The organism is Brevibacterium sanguinis, from assembly GCF_003315415.1.
GTDB classification, from domain to species: Bacteria; Actinomycetota; Actinomycetes; order Actinomycetales; family Brevibacteriaceae; genus Brevibacterium; species Brevibacterium celere_A.
In genome coordinates, this window is the sequence record NZ_QNSB01000004.1 from 67,107 (window position 1) to 89,738 (window position 22,632).

General features: G+C 69.1%; 22 protein-coding genes. 11 read left to right on the top strand and 11 right to left on the bottom strand.

Annotated features, from left to right (window positions below; translation table 11 throughout):
- The gene (locus tag DFO65_RS06735) at nucleotides 1-369 is read left to right on the top strand and encodes an ArsR/SmtB family transcription factor (RefSeq protein WP_220151247.1); all 369 of its coding nucleotides are present in this window, start codon (nucleotides 1-3) and stop codon (nucleotides 367-369) included.
- Nucleotides 370-460: 91 nt separating this feature from the next.
- Here DFO65_RS06735 and DFO65_RS06740 read toward each other — a convergent pair whose 3' ends face one another.
- A complete protein-coding gene (locus DFO65_RS06740) occupies nucleotides 461-1,969 on the bottom strand; it encodes an MFS transporter (protein ID WP_181778653.1) in 1,509 nt (502 codons plus the stop codon).
- A 40-nt stretch (nucleotides 1,970-2,009) separates the two neighbouring features.
- On the opposite strand from DFO65_RS06740, the gene DFO65_RS06745 reads away from it, so the two are divergent.
- Together DFO65_RS06745 and DFO65_RS06750 are read left to right on the top strand one after the other, a co-directional pair.
- Nucleotides 2,010-2,894 (top strand): SMP-30/gluconolactonase/LRE family protein, encoded by an 885-nt coding sequence (locus DFO65_RS06745; protein ID WP_113903902.1) that lies wholly within the window; start codon nucleotides 2,010-2,012, stop codon nucleotides 2,892-2,894.
- Nucleotides 2,895-3,048: 154 nt separating this feature from the next.
- Nucleotides 3,049-3,600, top strand: a complete 552-nt coding sequence (locus DFO65_RS06750) for a hypothetical protein (RefSeq protein ID WP_113903669.1) — start codon at nucleotides 3,049-3,051, stop codon at nucleotides 3,598-3,600.
- A 9-nt stretch (nucleotides 3,601-3,609) separates the two neighbouring features.
- Here the strand turns inward: DFO65_RS06750 and DFO65_RS06755 are convergent, their stop codons facing one another.
- From DFO65_RS06755 to DFO65_RS06770, 4 genes are all read right to left on the bottom strand, one after another.
- Entirely contained in the window at nucleotides 3,610-4,059 is a 450-nt protein-coding gene (locus DFO65_RS06755; RefSeq protein WP_113903670.1) for an NUDIX hydrolase, read from the bottom strand.
- A 9-nt stretch (nucleotides 4,060-4,068) separates the two neighbouring features.
- Nucleotides 4,069-4,692: a DNA-3-methyladenine glycosylase I gene (locus tag DFO65_RS06760; RefSeq protein WP_113903671.1), complete on the bottom strand. Its 624-nt coding sequence runs from the start codon at nucleotides 4,690-4,692 to the stop codon at nucleotides 4,069-4,071.
- A gap of 206 nt (nucleotides 4,693-4,898) precedes the next feature.
- Complete coding sequence (locus DFO65_RS06765) at nucleotides 4,899-6,281, bottom strand: short-chain fatty acid transporter (RefSeq protein ID WP_245940514.1); 1,383 nt, start codon at nucleotides 6,279-6,281, stop codon at nucleotides 4,899-4,901.
- A gap of 145 nt (nucleotides 6,282-6,426) precedes the next feature.
- The gene (locus DFO65_RS06770) at nucleotides 6,427-7,809 is read right to left on the bottom strand and encodes an NAD-dependent succinate-semialdehyde dehydrogenase (protein WP_113903672.1); all 1,383 of its coding nucleotides are present in this window, start codon (nucleotides 7,807-7,809) and stop codon (nucleotides 6,427-6,429) included.
- A 244-nt stretch (nucleotides 7,810-8,053) separates the two neighbouring features.
- Between DFO65_RS06770 and DFO65_RS06775 the strand changes: the two genes are divergently transcribed.
- Together DFO65_RS06775 and DFO65_RS06780 are read left to right on the top strand one after the other, a co-directional pair.
- Entirely contained in the window at nucleotides 8,054-8,407 is a 354-nt protein-coding gene (locus DFO65_RS06775; RefSeq protein WP_113903673.1) for a nuclear transport factor 2 family protein, read from the top strand.
- 213 nt (nucleotides 8,408-8,620) lie between these two features.
- Complete coding sequence (locus DFO65_RS06780; RefSeq protein WP_113903674.1) at nucleotides 8,621-8,899, top strand: GlsB/YeaQ/YmgE family stress response membrane protein; 279 nt, start codon at nucleotides 8,621-8,623, stop codon at nucleotides 8,897-8,899.
- 238 nt (nucleotides 8,900-9,137) lie between these two features.
- On the opposite strand, the gene DFO65_RS06790 is transcribed toward DFO65_RS06780, so the two are convergent.
- The gene (locus DFO65_RS06790) at nucleotides 9,138-10,052 is read right to left on the bottom strand and encodes a 3-hydroxyacyl-CoA dehydrogenase NAD-binding domain-containing protein (RefSeq protein WP_113903675.1); all 915 of its coding nucleotides are present in this window, start codon (nucleotides 10,050-10,052) and stop codon (nucleotides 9,138-9,140) included.
- 100 nt (nucleotides 10,053-10,152) lie between these two features.
- Here DFO65_RS06790 and DFO65_RS06795 point away from each other — a divergent pair, with 100 nt between their 5' ends.
- Together DFO65_RS06795 and DFO65_RS06800 are read left to right on the top strand one after the other, a co-directional pair.
- A complete protein-coding gene (locus DFO65_RS06795; protein ID WP_113903904.1) occupies nucleotides 10,153-11,013 on the top strand; it encodes a hypothetical protein in 861 nt (286 codons plus the stop codon).
- Nucleotides 11,014-11,192: 179 nt separating this feature from the next.
- Nucleotides 11,193-12,188, top strand: coding sequence for an endonuclease domain-containing protein (locus DFO65_RS06800; RefSeq protein WP_147233298.1), 996 nt, complete (start codon nucleotides 11,193-11,195; stop codon nucleotides 12,186-12,188).
- 96 nt (nucleotides 12,189-12,284) lie between these two features.
- On the opposite strand, the gene DFO65_RS06805 is transcribed toward DFO65_RS06800, so the two are convergent.
- From DFO65_RS06805 to DFO65_RS06820, 4 genes are all read right to left on the bottom strand, one after another.
- Complete coding sequence (locus tag DFO65_RS06805) at nucleotides 12,285-13,919, bottom strand: long-chain-fatty-acid--CoA ligase (protein ID WP_113903677.1); 1,635 nt, start codon at nucleotides 13,917-13,919, stop codon at nucleotides 12,285-12,287.
- A 57-nt stretch (nucleotides 13,920-13,976) separates the two neighbouring features.
- Nucleotides 13,977-14,729, bottom strand: coding sequence for an enoyl-CoA hydratase-related protein (locus DFO65_RS06810; RefSeq protein WP_113903678.1), 753 nt, complete (start codon nucleotides 14,727-14,729; stop codon nucleotides 13,977-13,979).
- Nucleotides 14,730-14,817: 88 nt separating this feature from the next.
- On the bottom strand, nucleotides 14,818-15,987 hold the full coding sequence (locus tag DFO65_RS06815) for a trans-sulfuration enzyme family protein (protein WP_181778654.1): 1,170 nt from the start codon (nucleotides 15,985-15,987) through the stop codon (nucleotides 14,818-14,820).
- 47 nt (nucleotides 15,988-16,034) lie between these two features.
- Nucleotides 16,035-16,940, bottom strand: coding sequence for a LysR family transcriptional regulator (locus DFO65_RS06820; RefSeq protein ID WP_113903905.1), 906 nt, complete (start codon nucleotides 16,938-16,940; stop codon nucleotides 16,035-16,037).
- 96 nt (nucleotides 16,941-17,036) lie between these two features.
- Between DFO65_RS06820 and DFO65_RS06825 the strand changes: the two genes are divergently transcribed.
- The gene (locus DFO65_RS06825) at nucleotides 17,037-18,077 is read left to right on the top strand and encodes a YeiH family protein (protein ID WP_113903906.1); all 1,041 of its coding nucleotides are present in this window, start codon (nucleotides 17,037-17,039) and stop codon (nucleotides 18,075-18,077) included.
- A gap of 215 nt (nucleotides 18,078-18,292) precedes the next feature.
- The gene (locus DFO65_RS06830; RefSeq protein ID WP_113903680.1) at nucleotides 18,293-19,696 is read left to right on the top strand and encodes an SLC13 family permease; all 1,404 of its coding nucleotides are present in this window, start codon (nucleotides 18,293-18,295) and stop codon (nucleotides 19,694-19,696) included.
- 40 nt (nucleotides 19,697-19,736) lie between these two features.
- On the opposite strand, the gene DFO65_RS06835 is transcribed toward DFO65_RS06830, so the two are convergent.
- Nucleotides 19,737-20,459: a GNAT family N-acetyltransferase gene (locus DFO65_RS06835; RefSeq protein WP_245940515.1), complete on the bottom strand. Its 723-nt coding sequence runs from the start codon at nucleotides 20,457-20,459 to the stop codon at nucleotides 19,737-19,739.
- 132 nt (nucleotides 20,460-20,591) lie between these two features.
- Between DFO65_RS06835 and DFO65_RS06845 the strand changes: the two genes are divergently transcribed.
- Both DFO65_RS06845 and DFO65_RS06850 read left to right on the top strand, forming a co-directional pair.
- Nucleotides 20,592-20,930, top strand: a complete 339-nt coding sequence (locus DFO65_RS06845; RefSeq protein WP_113903681.1) for a GNAT family N-acetyltransferase — start codon at nucleotides 20,592-20,594, stop codon at nucleotides 20,928-20,930.
- 190 nt (nucleotides 20,931-21,120) lie between these two features.
- On the top strand, nucleotides 21,121-22,578 hold the full coding sequence (locus DFO65_RS06850; RefSeq protein ID WP_113903682.1) for an NAD-dependent succinate-semialdehyde dehydrogenase: 1,458 nt from the start codon (nucleotides 21,121-21,123) through the stop codon (nucleotides 22,576-22,578).
- Nucleotides 22,579-22,632 lie beyond the last annotated feature (54 nt).

A 22,632-nucleotide genomic window follows, 5' to 3' on the forward strand; every position in this document is an offset into this window, starting at 1 on the left:
ATGATGAGCGGAAAGGGAATGGCCGCCGACGACATCCGCGACGACGCGGTGTTCAAGGCATTGGCCAACGCCACGCGCCGACGCATCCTCGATCTCCTCCGGGCCGAGCCGCGGACGACCGGTGAGGTGTGCGCCGCCTTCCCCGACCTCGACCGCACGACGGTCCTCCAGCACATCCGCGTCCTGGAGAGGGCCGAGCTCCTCACCGGTTCGAGGATCGGCAGGACGCGCCGGCTGGCGCTCGCGCCGCTGCCGATCAAACGCATCCACGACCGGTGGATCGGCGACTACACGCGCGCGGCAGTCGATGTCCTCGCCCGACTCGACGGCGCGGCCACGCGCGACGCCCGGGACCCGCATGACCGGTGAGTCCCGCCGAGGCGGCCACGTGCGGAAGCGGCGCTGTCGCGGTCGCGACGGTCGAGCGAATCTGAGGGGAGGCGACACGGGGCCCCGGCCCTCATCGGGCGCGGCGCACCGCGGTCTGGAGGACGACGAGGACTCCGGCGCCGAGGAGGAGGCCGGCGCTGAGGAGGAACGTCGCGGAATCGCCCAGGTAGGTGAACCCGATCCCGCCGAGCACCCCGGCGATCGCGAGGCCGATGTCGAAGTTCATGTTCCATGCGACGCTGGCCCGGGCCGGGGTGCTGACGACGGCGAATGCGAGAACCAGACTGGCCGACTGCATCGTCCCCAGGCCGAGCCCGACGATTCCCATCGCGGCGAAGAGCGGCCCACCTGTCCAGACCGCGGTGAGGACGAGTCCGGTGACGACGATGCCGATGCCGACGATGTTGAGCAGGAACGGCGAGACGCGGTCGGCGATCCCGCCGGCGACGAGGCGACCGATCACCGCCGAGACCTGCATCGCGCCGATGAGGAACGCGGCACCGGGAACATCTGTGCCGGGGCCGAAGCCGACGATCAGCCCGAACGTCACCATGCCGATGAGGAACGGCAGCAGCAGGACGATGAGGCGCACGGTGCCGCCGGCCGGCGAGACGGGGTCCTCGGTCGCGGGGTCGTCGGGCGAGGGAGTCCCGGAGGCCTCGGGCGCGGGGCTCGCTGTGCCCTCGGTCATGGAGCTCGTCGTCTCCTCGGGCGCGGAGACCTCGGGCGCGGAGACCTCGGGCGCGGACGGGCCGTGGGCACCATCGACGCGTCCCGGGAGGCTTCTCAGCACCGTGGGCACGGCGAGGAGGAGGGTGAGGCAGACGACGGTCCGGAACGCCCACAGCGGAACCGCGCCGACGAGCCACAACCCGAAGGGCGCACCGAGGGCCGAGGCGAGAGAGGTGATGCCGCCGAACAGGCCCAGCGCCATGCCGATGCGGCCGGGAGTCACGGTCGCAGGCACCGCCGCGTTGGCCAGGACGACGAACAGCCCGAACCCGACTCCCCCGCACAGTCCCCCGGCGGCAAGGCCGAGGAGCGGCGGCAGAGGGAGCAGGCCGATGACCTGGCCGAGCATCTGCATCCCCAGTGCCAGGAGCAGTGCGCCCCTGAGCCCCACGACCCTGCCCACCCAGGGGGCGAAGGGCTGCGCGCCGATGACCCCGATCATCATCGTCGTGAGCACGGATCCTGCGGTGACGGACGACAGGCCGTGCAGGCCGCCGATCGTCACCATCGTCGAGTAGCTGAAGAAGAAGGCGGAGAATCCGAACATGGCCGACCACACGAGTCCGAGCAGGGCAGAAGTGACGCCCGACGCAGCGGCATGCGGATCCCTCATATGTGGACCATACGACCTCGGCGTTGTCGCGGCCGAGCCGGGGTCCCGCTGCCACCCGTCGATCGGGCTCATGTCAGGGGTCCCGCTGAGGCCGACGATCGCCTCGGCGAGGTCTCCGGTCACCATCCGCGCCTTCCGGATGGTGACCGTGAGTGACCGGCACCATCGTGCCGCGGCGGCGGTGTTTAGTATCGTCGGAACCCCGCGGGACTGCGCCGGCTCGGAGGTCGGCATGGTTTCGTCCAGATGACCGATCGTGAAGGAGTGATGGCCGATGGCGGCACGAGTCGAGGTACTGGCCGATGTCAAGCCCGTGCTGGGCGAAGGTCCCCTGTGGGATGCCGAGACCGAGCGCCTCCATTGGCTCGACATCGCGCAGGGACGCATCTTCAGCTGCCGAGCCGACGGCTCCGAACTGCGCACCTGGGACGTCGGGGAGAAGGTCGGCTCCATCGCGCTCACTGTCGACGGGTCGGCATTCATCGCGTCGCTGAAGTCCGGCCTCCATCGGGTCGACCGCGAGTCCGGGGCGAAGGAGCTCCTCGTCGATCCGGAACCGGACCGCCCCGGCAACCGGCTCAACGACGGCAAGGTCGACCGGCAGGGCCGGTTCGTCTTCGGCACCATGGACGACGCGGAGCAGGAGACGACGGGCAGTCTCTACTCCTACGACTCGCGGGGAAACCTCAAGGTGCTCGAGCGCGGGCTGGGCACACCGAACGGCCCGTGCTTCAGCCCCGACGGCACGATCCTCTACGTCTCGGACACCCCGACCGGAGAGATCTGGGCCTACGACTACGACCCGGAGACGGGAGACGTCTCCTCCCGCCGGACGTTCGCCGCGGCCGACGAGAGCCTCGGCGGTTCCCCCGACGGGGCGACGGTCGACGCGGAGGGCTGCGTGTGGAAGTCGCGGGTCTTCGGCGGCAAGGTGGTGCGCTACACGCCGGAGGGGCAGATCGACGGGATCGTCGAGCTGCCGGTGCTCAAGGTGACCAGCCTCAACTTCGGCGGGCCGGACATGGACACCCTCTTCGTCACCTCGATGGGCAGGCCTCCGCAGCCGGACAAGCCGGAGGACGGGCAGCTGCGCGGCGCGGTCTTCGCCGTCACCGGCCTCGGGGTGACGGGGATCCCCGAGCCCCGGTTCGGCGGCTGAGTCCCGGGTTCACCGCGGCGGCTGGGACGCGCCCGCCTCGGCGGCTGAGTCCCTTGACCACCTCGGCGGGTCAGAACCGAGCCCGGCGAAGTGGCACAGCCCGCAGTTCTCTTCACGCCAGGAACCCGATATCGACGTTCTGTAGAATCGCCGCATGACTTCGACTCAGCCTCCCGAGCAGACGACCAGCGGCCTCATCGATGCGGAGTTCGTCCGGCGCTTCGCACCCCTCTATTCGGTCACCGAGCTCGAAGCGGAGCTGTTCGATTCGATCGGCCCCAAGACCGCCAGGCGCGAGTACTACAAGCGCAAGGGCTTCCTCCGCGTCGCCGAGTGGAAGGCCGTCGCCGTGCTGCCCACCCTCGAATCTCTCGACCCCGACGACATCGAGTACGTCACGGCGGTGGCCCTCGACGAGGACACTCCGAACCGCCTCCGGGTGCCGTTCCTCCAGGTCCTGCCCGGGGTCGGAGTGCCGCTGGCGAGCACTCTGCTGGCCGTGGTCGATCCGAAGCGGTTCGCCATCATGGACGCCCGGGCCGTCGGCGTCCTCAACGAGTTCGCGCTCATCGACACCTCGAATCCCGCGCGCCTCGACTACTCCACCTACCGGCGGCTCGTGAGGTCCCTGGCCAAGGGCGCCGGCTGCGGCGCGCTCGACCTCTACCGCGCGCTCATCGCCTGCTCCCGGCAGCCGCGCGGCTGATCCGGGCCCTCAGGGTGAGGCGATGAGCAGTCCGGAGGCGAGCATCGCCGGCACCACCTCGACGCGGGTGAGCGGCGCGAACTGCCGCTGCGGCGTGTCCTCGGGCATCGGGTCGTAGGGGAACCAGCCGGCCTCCTCGATCTCCGCTCGGTGCCCGATGCGCTCGACGTCGAGGCCCTCGGGCACACCGCGGCAGTGGAAGACGGTGCCCACGACGCGGTGGCCCGCCTCGTTGGCGGCGGCCGCGGCGAAGGTCCCGAGCAGGTCGAGGTTCGCCGGGTCGAGGCTGAGCCCGAGCTCCTCGTTGGCCTCTCGGATGATCGTCGCCTCGGCGTCTTCCCCGGGTTCGGGCTTGCCGCCGGGAAGCATGAAGGACGTGGTGTTCGCCTTGCGCACCATGAGCAGCTCCCGGCGCTCGGGGTGGGTGATGACAAGAGCGCTCACGTGGATGTCGTTCATGGTGTCCTCTCAGTCCGGCCAGACGCCCGAGGCTCCGCGACGGTGGGAGCCGGCAAGGTGCGTGTCCACCATACCGATCGCCTCCATGAGGGCGTACATGGTGGTCGGACCGACGAACCGGAACCCCCTCTTCTTCAGCGCCTTCGACAGCGCCACGGACTCCGGGGCCGTCGTCGGCACCTCGGCGACGGTGAGCGGTCGCGGCGTCTCCTCGGGGCGGAAGCTCCAGATGAACTCGGACAGTCCCCCTTCGGCCCGCAGGGCGATCGTCGCCCTCGCATTGCCGATGCACGCCTCGATCTTGCCGCGGTGGCGGATGATGCCCGGATCCTCGAGCAGCCGAGCGATGTCGTCCTCGTCGTAGGCGGCGACCGCGTCGGGGTCGAAGCCTGCGAACACCTCGCGGAAGCGCTCACGTTTGCGCAGGATCGTCAGCCAGGACAGACCCGCCTGGAAGCCCTCGAGGCTGAGCCGCTCGAACACTCCCGCCTCGTCGATCACGGGCAGACCCCACTCGGTGTCGTAGTACTCGAGCAGCAGGGGGTCGCCGTAGGCCCACGGCGTCCGGGCCAGCCCGTCGGCTCCGACGACAGCAGCCTCCGGCGCCGAGGCGGTCCCATCCGTCCCGGCCACGGTCCCATCCGTCCCGGGCACGGTCACATCCGTCCCGGTCGCTTCCGTCCCGGTCGCTTCGGGAACAGAACCACCTGTCCCCGACTGGTCGCCTGCCTTGTCCCCGGCCTGTCCGGCCCCTTGATTCCTCGCCACGTGGCTACCGTACCGCGAGGCCCTGACTCGAGCAGACCGCGACGACGGGCAGCCGGTGAAGGCAGGGACGATCAGAGGGAGGCGAAGAGGAGCACGGCGGCCATGACGATGCCCGATCCGAAGAACGTCACCGAGGTGTAGCCGAGGATGTCGCGCATCTTCAGCCCCGCGATCGCGAGCACCGGCAGGGCCCAGAACGGCTGGAGCATGTTCGTCCACTGGTCGCCGTAGGCCACTGCCATGATCGCGATCGCCGGGTCGACTCCGAGCTGGTTGGCGGCGTCGAGCATGATCGGCCCCTGGACGGCGAACTGTCCGCCGCCGGAGGGGACGAAGAAGTTGACGAGGCCCGCCGACAGGAGCGCGAGCACGCCGAAGGACGCCGGGTTCGCGATGGAGACGATCGCGTCGGAGAAGACGACGATGAGTCCGGTGCCGCTCATCATCCCGAGGATGCCCGCGTAGAGCGGGAACTGGAGGAGGATCTCACCGACGTTCGACGCGGCTTCCTTCGTCAGGCGGATGAGCTCGAACGGGTTCCGCACGAGCAGGAAGATGAGCGCGAGGAACGACCAGTTGACGATGTCGAGGGTGAGTCCCCCGCCCTGGGTGAAGTGGATGACGAGGTACGCGACGAGCGCCAGTCCGACGATGAGGGTGAGGATCCGGGAGGCATCGATCCTGTCGGCGGGAGTGACGACCTCGTCGGCGCCGACGCTGAACGACTCCGACCCCACCTGCCGGGGCAGCTCGTAGACCGGGGCGTCCTTCCTCGGTGCGACGAGGAAGAAGAGCACCGCGCAGACGACGATGACCCCGACGATGCCGAGGAGGTTCCAGGTCGAGAAGATCGTCTCGCTCACCGGCACGACCGTGCCCCCGAGGGACTCCGAGAGGAACGAGTCCGGAGTGGCGGCCGTCAGCGGACCTGACCCCGAATAGCCCATGTGCCAGACGACGAACCCGGAGTAGCCCGCGGCGACGAGCAGCGGGAAGTGGACCTTGAGACCGCGTTCCCTCGCCTGCACCGCGATCTCCCTGGCCAGGAGGGCACCGACGACGAGGCCGAGGCCCCACGTGATGAGGCTGGCGAGCGCCGCGACGACGAAGACGAAGACGTAGGCGAAGGCTGCGCTGCCGGGGACCCGGGCCAAGGCAGAGAGCAGTCGGCGCACCGGGCCGGTGTTGGCGAGCATGTGCCCGAGCAGCAGGATCAGGGCCATCTGCGTCATGAACTCGAGGAGGCCCGACAGCCCCTCGCCCCATCCGGCGACGACCTCGACGGGGGTCGCGTCGGTGAGGATGAACGCGAGGATCGCCACGATGAGGGTGAGGACGATGGCGAAGGTCAGCGCGGAGGGGATCCAGCGCTCGAGGACACGGTTGAATGGCCGCATGAAGCCCTGTGAGGCGGCGGCGTTGATCTCGGTTGCGATCGACTGCTCTGACGACATGGCGAAACCTCCGATTGAGAGTTTGCTGAGTGTTCGTTCAGACTAGCCAGAGAAGCGACGCCGGTGCGCGAAGAGGAGGGCCTCCGAGCACCAGGATGCTTGTGCGCGGAGACCCTCCGTGAGAAGGTCGCTCAGGCGTTGAGCGTCAGATGTCCTTCTTGAACACCATCTGCTTGTTGACGAACTCGTCCATCGCCAGCGGACCGAGCTCACGTCCGACTCCGGAGCGCTTGACCCCGCCGAAGGGCAGGTACTCGCGCGAGCCCTCCGGGGTGTTGATGAAGACCATGCCGGCCTCGATCAGGTCGGCGACGCGTTCGGCGCGCTGGGCGTCGGTGGAGAAGACCGCCGCGCCGAGACCGAACGGGGTGTCGTTGGCGAGCTCGACGGCCTCCTCCTCACTGCTCGCGCGATAGACGATGACGGCGGGACCGAACAGCTCCTCGTAGTAGCCGCGCATCCCCTTCTCGACATCGGCGAGGACGACGGGTTCGACGAATGCCCCGTCGCCGTCGTACCGCTTCCCTCCCGCGAGCAGGGTCGCGCCCTGGCTGACCGTGTCGTTGACCTGCTCGATGAAGCGCTCGGCCGCCGCGGTCGAGGACAGCGGGCTGAGCCGGGAGTCCTCCGCGCGAGGGTCGGCGGGGGTGATCGCCCTGGCCGCCTCGGTGATCGAGGACAGGAACTCGTCGTAGACATCGTCCATGACGATCATCCGCTTCGGGGAGTTGCAGGCCTGTCCCGTGTTGCCCATCCGGGTGGCGAAGAACGTCTTCGCGCTCTTCTCCACATCGTCGGTGTCGAGGAGGATGTAGGGGTCGGAGCCGCCGAGCTCGAGGACGACCTTCTTGAGGTTCTTCCCCGCCTCCGCGGCGACCGCGGCGCCGGCCCTCTCCGAACCGGTCAGCGACACCCCGTGGTTGCGGGGATCGGGGAGGATGATGTCGGCGACCTGCTCGTTGCTCGCGTAGATGTTGATGTACGCGCCCTCGGGCAGCCCCGCCTCGACGAAGATGTCCTCCATGATCTGCGCCGAGCGCGGGCACTGCGGAGCATGCTTGAGCAGGATCGTGTTGCCGAGCGCGAGGTTGGGCGCGGCGAACCGGGCGACCTGGTAGTACGGGAAGTTCCACGGCATGATCCCGAGGATCGACCCGACCGGCTTGCGCCGGATCCAGGCGGTGCCGTCCTCGGGCCCGCGCAGGGGCTCGTCGGCGAGGAACGCCTCGGCGTTGTCGGCGAAGTACCGGTAGATCCGGGAGCACAGGGCGACCTCGCCCTTGCCCTCGGGGATCGCCTTGCCCATCTCGGTGCGGATCACCGCGGCGAGCTCCTCGGCGCGGTCGGCGTAGATCTCGGCCACGCGGGTGAGCACGGCGGTCCGCTCGCCCACGGGGGTGCGGCTCCACTCGGTGAACGTCGTCGCCGAACGGTCGATGGCGGCGAGGATGTCGGCATCCGTGGCGGTGGGGAACTCCTCCTCGACCTCTCCGGTCGCCGGGTCGGTCACGCGGTACAGGGTGGTCATTGCTGCCTCTTCTCTGCTCGTCGGGATGGATCTGCTCGTCGGGATGGATCTGCTCGTTCGATGGAACTGCGGGTCGGACGCCTCGAGCGCCGGGGCCCGGGCATCCGAGGACACGTCCGAGCACCGAGGCTCGGGCCCGTGGCGCTGCACACGGTCCACGCTATGACCCAACCGCCGCGACGGCAATTCCCCTCGGCCGCCGCCGTCCCCGGGCGGTCGCCGCATTCGCTGTTACGGTGGTGGCATGCCCAGCCTGACAGAGCTCGTCCAGCGCTACTACTCCACCGTCGACGCCGGTGACCCGGGCGCCACCTCGGCGCTGTTCGCCTCCGATGCCCGCTACGACCGTCCGGGATATCCGACGATGGTCGGCGAGCAGATCACCGAGTTCTACCACGGCGAGCGGGTCATCGAGTCCGGCGCCCACTCCCTCACCGAGATCCTCGTCGAGGGCGACCGCGCCGCGACCCGCGGAACGTTCAAGGGCCGGCTGAAGAACGGCACCGAGGTGAGCGTCGGGTTCGCCGACTTCTTCCTCTTCGACGTCTCCGGGCTCATCGTCGAACGCACCACCTACTTCTACCGCGGCGCTGTGTGAGGCACTGGGCTCCCCCTCCTCATAGGGCAAGGTCACTGACCGAATGGTAGCGTTTGGCCGGTCAGCCTGGCAGGGCCGGAACCCGGGCAAGAGAAATTGCTTGCTCACTTGCCCTCAATGGGGTTTAGTCTGGAGACAGATCATCCTCACCCGAGGATTGGTCCTTCTCACCGGACCCGGTTGCTGCCGGAGTACAGAGAAAGGAGCAACATCATGGTCATCATTGGTTGGATCGTTGTCGGACTCCTCGCTGGAGCGCTGGCCAAGCTCATCCTTCCCGGCGAACAGGGAGGTGGGTGGATCGCCACGATCATCCTCGGCGTCATCGGCGCCTTTGTGGGTGGTCTGCTCTTCGGTCTCTTCGGAGGCAAGGGCATCGGTGCCACGTTCAGTGATCCGTGGGATTGGGGTTCGTTCTTCGTCGCGGTCATCGGAGCGATCGTCTTCGCGTTCATCTGGGGACTCATCACGAAGAACCGGACTCGCGCCTGATCTGCTGACGCGTTCGTGAGCCGCCGCTCGACCGGCGGCCGCGGATCAGGGGAACCGGCCGGGAGTGGACTGCACTCCCGGCCGGTTCTTCGTGTGCGCGGCTCAGGCGGTGACGTTGGCGCTGTTGCCGCCGGTGACCGCGACGCTCGTGCCGCTGATCATCCGCGCCTCCTCGGAGGCCAGGAACACCGCGGCCGGCGCGACTTCGTCCGGGTCGATCCATGGTGCGCCCAGTGCCTCAGGGCTCCTGGCTGCGCGCGTGGAGCACCGCCCGCTGGATCCGGTCGCGCGCCTCGGCGGCTTCCCGGCTCGGCCGCGGACCGTAGGCGTCCTCCACCTGCGCGACGATCTCGTCGATGTCGACGGTGTCGGCCGGCAGGTCGTCGATGGCGGCGAACGCCGGGCCGATGTGGTCGAGGAACCCGCGGATGCCCGCCTCTCCCCCGCCGAGGTGCATGCCCTCGAACAGCCCGACCGCCGACCAGCGCAGCCCCAGGGAGTTCCGCATCACCTCGTCGAGTTCCCCGGCGGTGATGACTCCGTTGCCGACCAGGGAGATCGCCTCCTTCATCAGCGCATTCTGGAGCCGGTTGCCGACGAATCCGCGCACCTCGCGGCCGAGCACGACGGGCCTGCGTCCGCAGCTGCGATAGAACCCGACGGCCGCCTCGACGACCGCGGGATCGGTGTGCACGGAGGGCACCACCTCGACGAGGGGCATGAGATGGGGCGGGTTGAAAGGGTGGCCGACGATGACGCGGCGGGCCGCGGACGCGGGCAGTCCCGCGGCGATCGCCGAGGCGGGGATCGTCGACGAGGAGGTCGCGAGGACCGCGTCATCGGGGGCGTGGTCGGCGATGCGGGCGAAGAGCTCAGTCTTCCGCTCGGGGTCCTCGGGGCCGGATTCCTGGACGAAGCGGGCACCGGCGACCGCCGCCTCGACGGTCTCGGCGAGCTCGATGACCCCGATCCGGTCCGCCTCGAGGTCCTCGGCGGCGGCATCGGCACTGACGTCGGCCTGGAGGGAGGCGACCACCTCGGCGAGATCATCACGGGGATCGTGGACCCGCACCGCGTACCCCGAGCGGGCGAACAGCCACGCGAACGAGCGACCGATGGTTCCGGCTCCGACGACGGCGACAGTGAGGCTCATACCGTCCAGGCTATACCGCGACCACCCCCGCCCGGACCAGGATGAGAATTTCTCACCCGGCAGCGCGGTCACCGGGGCTTCTGGTGGCACAATGTCGTACATGAAACCGCTCGAGGGACTGAGGACAGTCGATTCGGAGATCATCGCCCTGGCCGAGGACGAGTACGCGGCCGCGGCCGAGACCGCCGGCATCGAAGTGCGCGAGATCCACACGGCCGCCGAGGCGGCGGAGGCGTCCCTGCTCCTCGACGAGGTGTGGAGCGTGGACGAGACGGGGACGAACGTCTTCGAACCGAGCCTGATCATCGCCCTCGCCCATTCGGGCAACTATGCCTCGGCCGCGTACAGCCTGGACACCGGCGAGATGACCGGTGTGACCGTCGGATTCTTCGGCCAGCCGCTGGGCACCCTCATGCACTCGCACATCGCCGGTGTGCGCCATCAGAACATCGGTCGTGGGGCCGGTTCCGCGATGAAGCTCCACCAGCGGCTGTGGTGCCTCAACCTCGGACTGACCGAGATGACGTGGACCTTCGATCCCCTCATCGCCCGCAACGCCTACTTCAACTTCCAGCGCCTGGGCGTGCGCATGGTCGACTACCTCGAGGACTTCTACGGGCAGATGCGCGACGGGGTCAACTCGGGCCAGGCCAGCGACCGGATGCTCGTGTCCTGGCAGCTCGACCGACCGGCCCGGATCCCGCCGGTCTCCGCCGACGGCGCGTTCGAGTGCCTCCGCGCCGACGCCCACGGTGAGCCGCTCGTCTGCGAGGTTCCCAAGGAGGCCACGGCCGTCACCCTCGACATCCCCTCCGACATCGAGGCCCTGCGGGGTCAGGACGCGGAGCTGGCGGGCCGGTGGCGGTTCGCACTGCGCGATTCGCTCACGGCCCTCGTGGCCGACGGCTGGGTCCTCGACACCTGCCTCAAGGGCGGCACGTACCTGCTCCACCACCCCTGAGATCCGTCCTGGCCGACAGCTCATCCCGGGGTGACTAGGCAATCCGGGCAGAGTTCTCCTGCCGGAGCCAACCGGTGCTGCACGCCTTCGGGGCTGCGCGGCACTGGTGTGCTCCAGGCTGTGGATTCGAGAGTGGTTTCCACAGGGACGAGTCAGGTCTTCACTGAAGCGCGATGGTTGTGAACAGTGTGACCATGACTTACAGAGAAATGGATGCCGAGCGAGACATCCCGGTCTGGTTCCGACGCCGAAACAGAGCCCGCGCCGGAATCTCCAACCATGCGCTGATGCACGATGCCAGGTACTCGAAGCTTCACCATGGAGTGTGGCTCGATCACCAGACGCTGCGAAGACGAGTGATTCCCGGCTGGGCGAATCATCGCTGGGTTGACGAAGCAATCAGCCTCTCAGCGGCGACTGCGATCATGGCCGATTCGTCGGGCAGCGGATTGACTGCCGCGCGGCTGTTCGGGTTGCCGCTTCCTCGCAATCTGCAGCAGGCTCAGATGTTCAATGGCAGGATCGTCGTCGAGCTCGCCACAACGGTGAGATCCAGGCAGACCCGACAGCCGACGATCAAACTCTCCCGATTGAGCACGCTCACTCCGGTTGAGTGGTACGGATTGACCGTGGTCTCCGCTGCCGATGTGTTCGTCCACCTGGCTCCGGTTCTGGGGCCCGACGATCTCGTCAAACTCGGCGATGCCATCGTCGGGCGCTGGAGAAGCGGACCATTGTGCAGCCTCGACGACCTTCGAACTCGCATCGACCGCCCCTACCTGCGCCACCGAAGAAGCCTCACCGAGGCACTCGACCTCGTGCGCGAGAACGTCGATTCCCCGATGGAAACCGTCCTGCGCCTGTGGCTGAGAAGGGTCGGCCTTCCCGAACCGGTCATCCATCCGGGCGTGCACTGTTCGCTCACCAACCGCACCTACCACCCGGACCTCGGCCATCCCGAGCACAGGCTTGCCATCGAATACCACGGAGATCATCATCGGGTGTCCCCGGATCAATGGGATGAGGACCTCAACAGACGAAATGCGCTGCAGGCTGAAGGATGGACGGTGATCGAGGTGACCCGACGATCTGATCTGGTCCTCATCGAGCAGTCGATCCGCGCGCACCTCGGCCTGCAGCCACGCATCCTCCCCACAGGCAGCCATCATGTGTGACGTTGGTTCGGTTCCACCGCAATCTGGGTGACGGTCGTTCGGTTTCAGTCGCCCGAATCGGAACGACCGTCACACAACTCTCCAGGTGCCGCCGGGTCAGGCGTCGGCCTCCCAGTTCTGGCGGAGGATCTTCTTGTCGAGCTTGCCCACCGAGGTGCGCGGCAGCTCGTCGGTGACGATGACCTCGTCGGGCAGCTGCCACTTGGCGAAACGGTCCCCGAGCACCTCGACGATGTCGTCGCGGGTCACCTCGGCGCCGTCCTCCGGCACGACGTAGGCGACGGGTCGTTCCTGCCATCTCTCGTCGGGCACTCCGATCACCGCGGCCTCCCTGACCCGGGGGCTGTCGAGGATCGCGTTCTCCATGTCGATCGAGGAGATCCACTCCCCGCCGGACTTGATGACGTCCTTGAGCCGGTCGGTGAGCTTGAGGTAGCCGTTGGGGTAGATGACGCCGACGTCGCCGGAGCGCCACCACCCGTCGAGGAACCTCTCGGCATTGTCCGGCTGCTGGAAGTAGGACTCGGTGATCCAGGGTCCGCGCATGACGACCTCGCCCATCGACTTGCCGTCGCGGGGCAGCTCCTCCCCGGTCGGGTCGACGACCTTGATCTCGACGCCGATGATCGGCAGACCCTGGAAGCGCTTGAAGTCCCAGCGCTCCTCCTCGCTGAGGTCGAGTCCGGGCTTGATCCGCCAGTTGGTCGTCGCCAGCGGAGTCGTCTCGGTGGCCCCGTAGCCGTGGACCACCTCGGCGCCGGTGATCTCCTTGAACCCGCGCATCATCGACAGGGGCGGCTCCGAGGAACCGGAGACCAGGCGCACGCCGCGCAGGTCCGGAGGCTCGGGCATCTTCCGCATCATCTCGAGCATCGGGGCGAAGATCGCCGGGGCGCCGTTGGCCAGCGTCACCTTCTCCGTGATGAAGGCCTGGCCGATGGCCGCGAACTCCTCGGCCGCGAACTTGCCGGGCAGGACGAGCTTCGCTCCGGCGGCCACCGCGTTCTGCGGGAAGCCCCAGGACAGGACGTGGAACATCGGGGTGATGGGCATGACGCAGTCCTCGAAGGTCGCGTTCAGCGCCGCCAGCCCGCCCATGGTGTGCAGGTAGATCGACCGGTGCGAGTAGTAGACGCCCTTGGGCCTGCCCGTCGTGCCCGTCGTGTAGCCGGCGTAGGCGGCGGTGGTCTCCGCGACGACGGGCCAGTCGTAGGTCTCGGGCTGACCGGCGATGAGATCCTCGTAGAAGACGACGTTGCCCAGACTCGTCTCGATCTCGGCGGCCGGCCTGTCGGTCATGACGATCCAGCCCTTGACCTCGGCCTTGGAGGCGAGCGCCTCGGCGACGGGCAGGAGCGACTCGTCGACGGCGATCCAGTCGGACGTCGAGTGGCTGACGACGTAGGCGAGGTCCTCGGCGGCGAGGCGCAGGTTGAGCTGGAGCATCGTCGCGGCCAGTCCCGGCACGGCGAAGTAGAGCTCGAAGTGGCGGCGGGAGTTCCAGTCGAGGACGCCCACCATGCTCCCCGCCCCGATCCCCAGTTCGGTCAGGCCGTGGGCGAGCTGGGCGATGCGCTTGAACTCGTCGGCGTAGTTCGACCGGCCCCAGGATCCGTCGGAGCGGCGGTAGACGACTTCGGATTCGTCGAAGACCGTCGCCGCGTGACGGATCAACGAGGTGGTGTTGAGCTGGAAGCTGTCGCCGAGGGTGGACGGGATTCCGGTGAGCATGGCACTCCTTGGGACTCGGTGGTCGATGGGCGGGAGCTCGGATGTCGTGGGCGCGGGTCACTGCCCGGTGAACTGCGCGTCGCGCTTCTCGGTGAAGGCGGCGACGCCCTCGGCGAAGTCCGCGGTCGCGCGCAGCGCGTTCTGGCCCTCGACCTCACGGGCGAAGGCCTCGCCGAGCGAGGTCAGGGTCGCCTCGTTGACGGCGTGCTTCGTCCGGGCCAGGCCCAGGGGCGCACCGTGGGCGAACGTCGCGGCGACCTCGTGGGCACGGCTCAGCTGCTCTCCGGGGGCGACGACCTCGCTGGCGAGTCCCCAGTCGAGGGCCTGCGGTGCGAACACCTTCTGCGCGGTCAGCGCCATCTGCATCGCCCGGTGCCGACCCGCCGAGGCGGCGACGAGGGCCGTCGCCCCGCCGTCGGGCATGAGGCCGATCTTCGCGAAGGCGAGCATGAGGTAGGCCTTCTCGCTCATCACGACGTAGTCGCAGGCCAGCGCCAGTGAGCAGCCGATCCCGGCGGCAGGACCGGAGACCGCGGCGATCGTCGGCACGGGCAGGTCGATGAGCGAGCGGATGATGCCGTTGGCCTCGGCGAGGTCGAGGCGCTGAGTCGACTCCTGCAGATCCGCCCCGGAGCTGAACGCCCGGTCACTGCCGGTGAGGACGAATGCCCGGGCCGAGCCCGCCGCCTCGGCGACGGCACTGCCGATGTCCTGGAAGGCCTCGCCGGTGAGCGCGTTGAGGGTCTCGGGGCGGTTGATGGTGACGGTGAGGATTCCGTCGTGCAGTTCGGTGAGAATGCTCCTCGTCAATGCGACTCCTTCGTGAACGCGTCCGGCGGCTGACACCCACCTTAACGCACGATAAGTTGATCTGGGTCACATCAGCCGAAACTGTCGCTCAGGAGCCGATGGCCGCCTGGAGGTCGTTCCACAGGTCGTCGACGTGCTCGATGCCGACGCTGAGCCGGAGCAGGCCCTCGGGGACCGATTCCGGCTCCTCGGCGTGCCGACGCCGGCGCTCGATGAGGGACTCGACGCCGCCGAGCGAGGTCGCCGGCGTCCACAGGCGGACCTTCTCGGTGATCGCCGTGGCCGCCTCGGCGCCGTCGACGACGAACGAGACGATCGCGCCGAACCCGTCCATCTGCGCCGCGGCCCGCGCGTGTCCGGGATCGTCCGGCAGCCCGGGGTAGCGCACCTCGACGACGCCGGGATGTCCGGCGAGCCGCTCGGCGATGACCGCGGCGTTGACCTGGGCCCGCTCGAGGCGCACCGACAGCGTGCGCAGCCCGCGCAGGGCCAGCCAGACCTCGAAGGGCCCGGCGATCGCGCCGCGCAGCGTGCGGTCGTCGTGGAGCCTGGCCCGCAGCGCCTCGTCGCTCGTCACCGCCGCACCGAGGACGACGTCGGAGTGTCCTGCGAGGTACTTCGTCACCGAGTGGACGACGATGTCGGCACCGGACTCCAGCGGCCGCTGCAGCAGCGGGGTGGCGAAGGTGTTGTCGACGGTCGTGAGGATCCCGCGCCGGCGCGCCGCGTCGAGCAGGGCGGGCACGTCCGCGACCTCGAGCATCGGGTTGGTCGGGGACTCGATCCACAGCATCGCCGAGGCGCCGCCCTCCTCAGCGTCTGCGGGCAGGGCATCGAGGGCGGAGATCACGGAGTCCGTGTCGTCGATGTCGACCGTGACGACCGTGATGCCGGCGCGCTCGGCGATCTCCGCGGCCACGAGGAGGGAACCCTGGTAGCTGTGGCGGGGCATGAGGATCGTGCCGCCGCGCGCGACCAGGCCGAGCACCGAGGCGATCGCGGCGAGTCCCGAGGCGTAGACGAGAGCCGGGAGCGCGGCGTGCTCGAGCTCGGCGAGCGCCGCCTCGAAGGGGTCCCAGGCCGGGGTCGCATAACGGCCGTAGGCGAAGTCCGCGTCTCCCACTCCGCCGGTCCCGATGAACGTCGAGGAGAGGTGGACCGGCGGGTTGACCGCGGCGCCTTCACCGCGATCGGGCCGGGCCGCGTCCACGAGGACGGTTTCGGGGGCATACTGGCGGGCATCGTCATGCTGGGTCATGAGCACAATATAGACCGGCGCCGGACCCCCGCGCGCACGCGTCCGCGTCAGCGCGCCGCGACGATGTGCTCGAGCACGGTCCTCGCTCCCGGCGTCAGCCGTCGATCCGGCAGCCACACGGCATGCAGCACCCGATCGAGCCTGACGCCGTCGTCGACGGGCAGGGCCACGAGTCGGCCCGCCCGGATCTCGTCGCGCAGGGCGAGCTCGGAGAGGACGATCGGCGCGAGCCCGGTGGCGGCGGCGACCTTGAGCGCCGAATTCGACCCGTACTCCCCGGCGATCCGGGGACCGCCGTGGCCGGCGAGCGCGGCGTCGATGACCTCGCGCGTCCCCGACCCCTGCTCGCGGACGAGCAGCGGGACCGCGGACAGGCCCGCGGAGTCGAGCGGCGTGGTCCACGCTCCCGCGAAGCCCGGTGCCGCGGCGATGAGCAGCCGGTCGCGGCCGATCACCTCGGCGCGGAATCCGGCGGGCAGGGTGAGCGATTCGACGAGTCCGAAGTCGCAGCGGCGCTCCCGCACGGCCGCGAGGACGGCGGCGGAGTTCTCCACGGTGAGACCGACCTCGATGTCGGGGCGTCGGGCGTGGAGGGTGACGAGGTGCGCGGGCAGGAGGTACTCGGCGACGGTCAGCGAGGCACGGATCCGCACGGTTCCGGCGCGGGCGTCCTGGATGGCCCGGGCGCCGGCGTTGAGGTTGGAGTAGGCCTCGATGACCTCCGCGGCCCAGCCCGCCACCGCCTCGCCCTCGACGGTGAGCTCGGATCCGCGGGGCGAGCGTCGGAGCAGGGGGACCCCGAGGTCGCGCTCGAGCGCGCGCAGGCTGCGCGAGGCGTTCGGCTGCGCCAGACCGACCGCGGCCGCCGCCTGTCCGATCGATCGGGCGCTCGACTTGAGGGCGACGAGGAGGCCCAGGGCCTGCAGTTCGGGCCAGTCCTGCATGTTCCGCATCTCGTGCACCCTCCCATCCTGTCATATCAGAGCGATATGGGTTGCGACGGAATCGCCGTCTACCGGGTCCTCGCCCGGCCGGACAGACTCGAGAGCATGGAACGAGTGTCACGTCTGCTTCCCGGCCTGGGTCTCGCTGCGGCAGCCGCGGCGATCGCCTGGCCTGTCTCCCTCATCGTGCCCGCGCTCTCCCCGCTCCTCGTCGCGATCGTCCTCGGCATCGTCATGGGCAATGCCGTGCCCGAGCTGCCCCGCCGCTTCCAGCCCGGTCTCGCCGTGGCCGCCAAGCCGCTACTGCGGATCGGGATCGTCGCCCTCGGCGCCCAGGTGGTGCTCGGGCAGATCCTCGACCTCGGGTGGCTCGTCCTCGTGCTCGCCGCGACCGTCGCCGCCGCCGGGATCCTCGTCAGCCTCGGTCTGGCGCGGCTCTTCCGGGTCGACACCGGTCTGGCGCTGCTCGTGGGCTGCGGGTTCGGCATCTGCGGCGCGGCGGCGGTGGCCGGAGTCGAATCGACGGTGCGCGCGAAGAAGGAGGACGTGGCCGCGGCGATCGGCCTCGTCGTGCTCTTCGGCACCCTGATGATCGCGGTCATCCCCGGACTCTCAGCGGCCCTCGGACTCTCCCCCGCCGCGGCAGGCATGTGGGGTGGGGCCTCGACCCACGAGGTGGCCCAGGTCGTGGCGATCGGCGGGATCCTCGGACCTGCGGCGCTCCAGATCGCGGTCCTCGTCAAGCTCGCCCGCGTCATCATGCTCGCCCCCACCGTCGCCGGCCTCGGGCTGGCGATGCGCCTGCTCGAGAGGCGGACGGCGCGGGCACACGCCGCGGTGACCGGCGCGGCCGGCGGGGACTCCACCGACTCGGCTCCGGCCGCGCGCCCGCCGCTCATTCCGCTGTTCGTCCTCGGGTTCCTCGCGATGGCCGGCCTCCGCACCGCCGGGCTGCTCCCCGAGGTCGCCGTCACCGGTCTGAGCTGGGTGCAGACGGCGTGCCTGGCGATGGCGATGTTCGCCCTCGGCCGCGGGGTGCAGTGGCGCAGCCTCAGGGACCTCGGCCCCGGGCCGCTCGGTCTCGCCGCGGTCGTCACGCTCGCGGTCACGCTCCTCGGCCTCGGTGGGGCCCTGCTCCTGACCTGAGGGGCCGGTCCCCTGACGCGAATGTCGAGCTCCCCTGCCCCACCTCGGCGAGGCTGTGCTCCAGACCTGAGGCGCCCTGCTCCTGGCCCGAGAAGCCGTGCTCCTGACCGCAGGTGACGACGGTCGATGTCCCCGCCTCCGCGCCGACGACCTGGTAATGTCGCACAGCGGAACTTCAGCGCACCCCCAGCGATCAATGAGAATCCGAGGACATCATGCTCGAACAGATCCTTGCATTGGGCGTATTCATCGCCCTCTTCGCCGTCGGCGCCATCCGCGGCGTGCACATCGGCGTGCTCATGCTCGTCGGCGCCGCCGGCACCGGACTGCTGCTGACCGACATGACGGTCGACGACATCGTCGCCGAGTTCCCCCTGTCGATCATGGTCCTGCTCGCCGGCGTCACCTACTTCTTCGCCATCGCGCAGGAGAACGGGACGGTCGACCGGATCATCGACTGGGCGCTGGAGAAGGTCGGATCCTCCGCACTCCTGCTCCCGGCCGTGTTCTTCCTCATCACCGCGGGCATCGCCTCGATGGGCGCGCCACTCGCGGGCCTGGTCATGATGCCCGTGGGCATGCAGGTGGCCCGCAAGTACGGGGTCGACTACGCGCTCATGGGACTGGCGATCTGCTTCGCGATCGGCGCCGGCGGGTTCGCCCCGACCAGCCTCTACGGCATCGTCACCTACAGCACCGCCCATGACGCGGGAATCGGCCTGTCGCCGTTCCTCCTCTTCGGCATCGCCGTCGGCGTCTACCTCGTCATGCTCGTCGTCGCCTATCTCATGTACGGCCGGAGCCTCTTCTCCCGCCGGGGTTCGACGCAGCGCGCGGGCTCCCTCGCCGAGGCGGGGGCGGGCGGCACCGTCACCGCCGGTGGGTCCGGGGCGCGGATCTCGCGGGGCTCGGCCTCGGCGACGCAGGCGGCCTTCGGGGAGGACGACGAGGACGAGGCGCTCTTCGACTCCTCGAGCACCTCGGCGAGCGCCGAGTCCGCCCCGTTCACGGGCGTGCAGGTCCTCACAGTGATCCTCATGATCGCGCTCATCGGGTCCGTCGTCGTCCTCGCCGCCCTCGGTCAGGAGCCGGACATCGGGCTGCTGTGCTTCCTCTTCGGCGCGGTCCTCGCGCTCGTCGACCCGAAGACGGGCAAGGCGGCGCTGCCGAAGATCGACTGGTCGACGGTCCTGCTCGTCGGCGGGATCATCACCTTCGTCGGCGTGCTCCAGACGATGGGCGCCGTCGACCTCCTCGGCGAGGGCGCGAAGGCGATCGGCTCGCCGCTCATCTCCGCCTTCGTCCTGTGCGTCGTCGGCGGGCTCGTCTCGGCGTTCGCGTCGACGACGGGCATCCTCGCCGCACTCGTCCCCCTCGCGCTGCCGCTCATCGCCGCCGGCGGGGTTCCCGGCTGGGCCCTCATCGCCGCGCTCGGGGTGTGCTCGGCGGTCGTCGACGTCTCCCCGTTCTCGACACTCGGCGCCACCGTCGTGGCCACCGCTCCGGGCGATGAGAAGTCGCGACTGACCGCCATCCTCGTCAAGTTCGGCATGTCGATGGTCGTCATCGGACCCGTCGTCCTCGTCGGCGGTCTCGTCCTGCCCGCGATGATCTTCTGAGCCGGCGCCGACTTCACTTGATCGGCATGAGGACCTCGCGTCAGTGCAGGGTCTTGACGAGTTCGACGAACTCCAGGCCCTCGACCTGCGGGATCCCGAAGCGCTCGTCGCCGTAGGGGAACGGCTCACGGTTCCCCGTCGGCTCGTAGCCGCGGCGGACGTAGTAGGCGATGAGGTCCTCGCGCCTGTCGATGACGGTCATCCGCAGTCGCCGCGCGGTCCAGCGTTCGGCCACCCATGCCTCGGCGAGGTCGAGCAGGGCCGAGCCGACACCCCGGCCCTGCCCCTGCGGCGCGACCGCGAGGACGCCGAGGTAGGCGGTGCCGTCGTCGGTGTTCGCACCGCCGTCAGTGCCGGCTCCGGCGTCGTCGGTGTTCGCACCGCCGTCGATGCCGGCTCCGGCGTCGTCGTTGCCGGCACTGCCGCCGGGGTCCTCGGCGCTGCCACATGGTCTCCGAAGGTAGACGCTGCCGACCGCCTCGTGCGCCACTCCGGTCGCGCTCACGGCGCGGCGCAGGAGGATGATCGTCGAATCAGGCTCGTCCAGCATCTCCCGCGCCATCGTGGCATCGAGGCGCTGGCCGCCGAGGAGGTCGGCCTCCGTCGTCCATCCCTGCCGGGACGCCTCGCCCCGGTAGGCCGAGCCGACGAGCGCGACATAGTCGTCGATGTCCGCCGCGGTGAGCTCACCGACGGTGAACCCGGCCTCCGCCAGATTCAGCATGTGCGCATCGACACGCGTGGTCGCCGCCTGAGATGTCATGAGTTCCGTTCCTTCCCGCAGCCGTCGGGGCTGGCCGGTGTCCGACTCGCAGAACTATAGTGGCACGTAAGGACCGACGTTGCGCGTTCGCGACCGGAACACGCCGCCTCGACAGAACCGGATGGGAGCAGCATGGACCTAGAGATCGCCGACGAGTCGTTCACCTTTGCCGAGGACGCCGACCGCTCGCGCTTCACCGTGAGCCATGAGGGCAAGGTGATCGGGATGGCCGACTATGTCGACCAGTCCACCGGGATCGACGACGCCGACTCCTCGGCCGCCGCGGGTTCCGTGCGCGTCTTCACCCACACCGAGGTCTCCCCCGCCTTCGGGGGGCGCGGCATCGCCGCACATCTCGTCCGCTTCGCCCTCGAGACCACCGCCGAGGAGGGGATGAAGTTCCGCACGACGTGCTCCTACGTCATGAGCTTCCTCGAGCGGCATCCCGAGTTCGAGGGTTCTCGCGCCTGAGGCCCCGGGCTTGACACTCAAGGTCCGATCAGCGGAGTTGTCCGCACATCTGGGCGGGAGCGGACACGCAATTCGCTGATTCGGTCGTCTCAGACGACGAAATCCGCATAACTTCGCCTGGGAATGGCGATTACACTGAACACGGTTGCGCTCAACCGTGCTCTTTTCTACGACCAAGGGAGGATCAGACGTGGACATCACGCCGATCATCGACAAGCTCAACACGGGCCTCTTCATCAATGGCCAGTGGCGTGACGCCGAGGGCGGGAAGACCATCGAGGTCCACAACCCCGCGACCGGTGAACTCATCACCACCGTCGCCGATGGCTCCGCGGCCGACGCCGACGAGGCCATCAGGGCCGCCGGCGAGGCCCAGGCGGGCTGGGCGGCCACCGCGCCTCGCGAACGCGCCGAGATCCTGCGCCGCGCCTTCGAGCTCCTCATCGAACGTGCCGACGACATCGCCGCGGTGATGACCGCGGAGATGGGCAAGCCCTTCGCCGAGTCCAAGGGTGAGGTCACCTATGGTGCCGAGTTCTTCCGCTGGTTCTCCGAGGAGGCCGTGCGCGTGGGCGGCGACTACACCCAGTCGACCGACGGCAAGACCCGCATCATGGTCTCCCGCGAGCCGGTCGGACCGTGCATCCTCATCACCCCGTGGAACTTCCCGCTGGCGATGGGCACCCGCAAGATCGGGCCCGCCATCGCGGCCGGCTGCACGATGGTGTTCAAGCCCGCGAAGCTGACCCCGCTGACGTCGCTCATGCTCGTCGACGTGCTCAAGGAGGCGGGCCTGCCCGACGGCGTCCTCAACGTCGTCACCTCCGACTCGGCACGCCGCGTCGTCACCCCGTGGATGGAGTCGGGCATCGCCCGCAAGATCACCTTCACCGGCTCGACCGAGGTGGGCATCGGTCTGCTCAAGCAGGCGGCCGACAGCGTCATGAAGACGTCGATGGAGCTCGGCGGCAACGCCCCGTTCGTCGTCTGCGAGGACGCTGATCTCGACAAGGCCGTCGCCGGCGCTGTGCTCGCGAAGATGCGCAACGGCGGCGAGGCCTGCACCGCGGCCAACCGTCTGTTCGTCCACTCCTCGGTCGCCGAGGAGTTCTCGACGAAGCTGGCCGAGAAGATCGGCGCGATGAAGGTCGGCAACGGCCTCGATGAAGGCACCGAGGTCGGCCCCCTCGTCGACCAGGACTCGCTCGACAAGGTCGAGTCGCTCGTCAACGACGCCGTGTCGAAGGGCGCGAAGGTGCTCACCGGCGGCAAGAAGCGCGATGGAGCCGGCTACTTCTTCGACCCGACCGTCATCACCGACGTCCCGAAGGACTCGGAGATCCGCACGACCGAGATCTTCGGCCCGGTGGCACCGATCGTCACCTTCGACACCGACGAGGAGGCGCTGGCTCTGGCCAACGAGACCGAATACGGTCTGGCCGGCTACCTGTTCAGCGAGAACATCGAGCGCGCGCTGTCCCTGGCCGAGAAGCTCGAGGTCGGGATGATCGGTCTCAACACCGGTCTCGTCTCGAACCCGGCCGCGCCCTTCGGCGGCGTGAAGATGTCCGGTCTCGGCCGCGAAGGCGGACGCGTGGGCATCGACGAGTTCCTCGAGGTCAAGTACGTCGCGACCCCGCGCTCCTGAGCACAGCGCGTGCGTGAGCACAGCGCGTGCGTGAGCAGAGAACCGCCCCGGCAA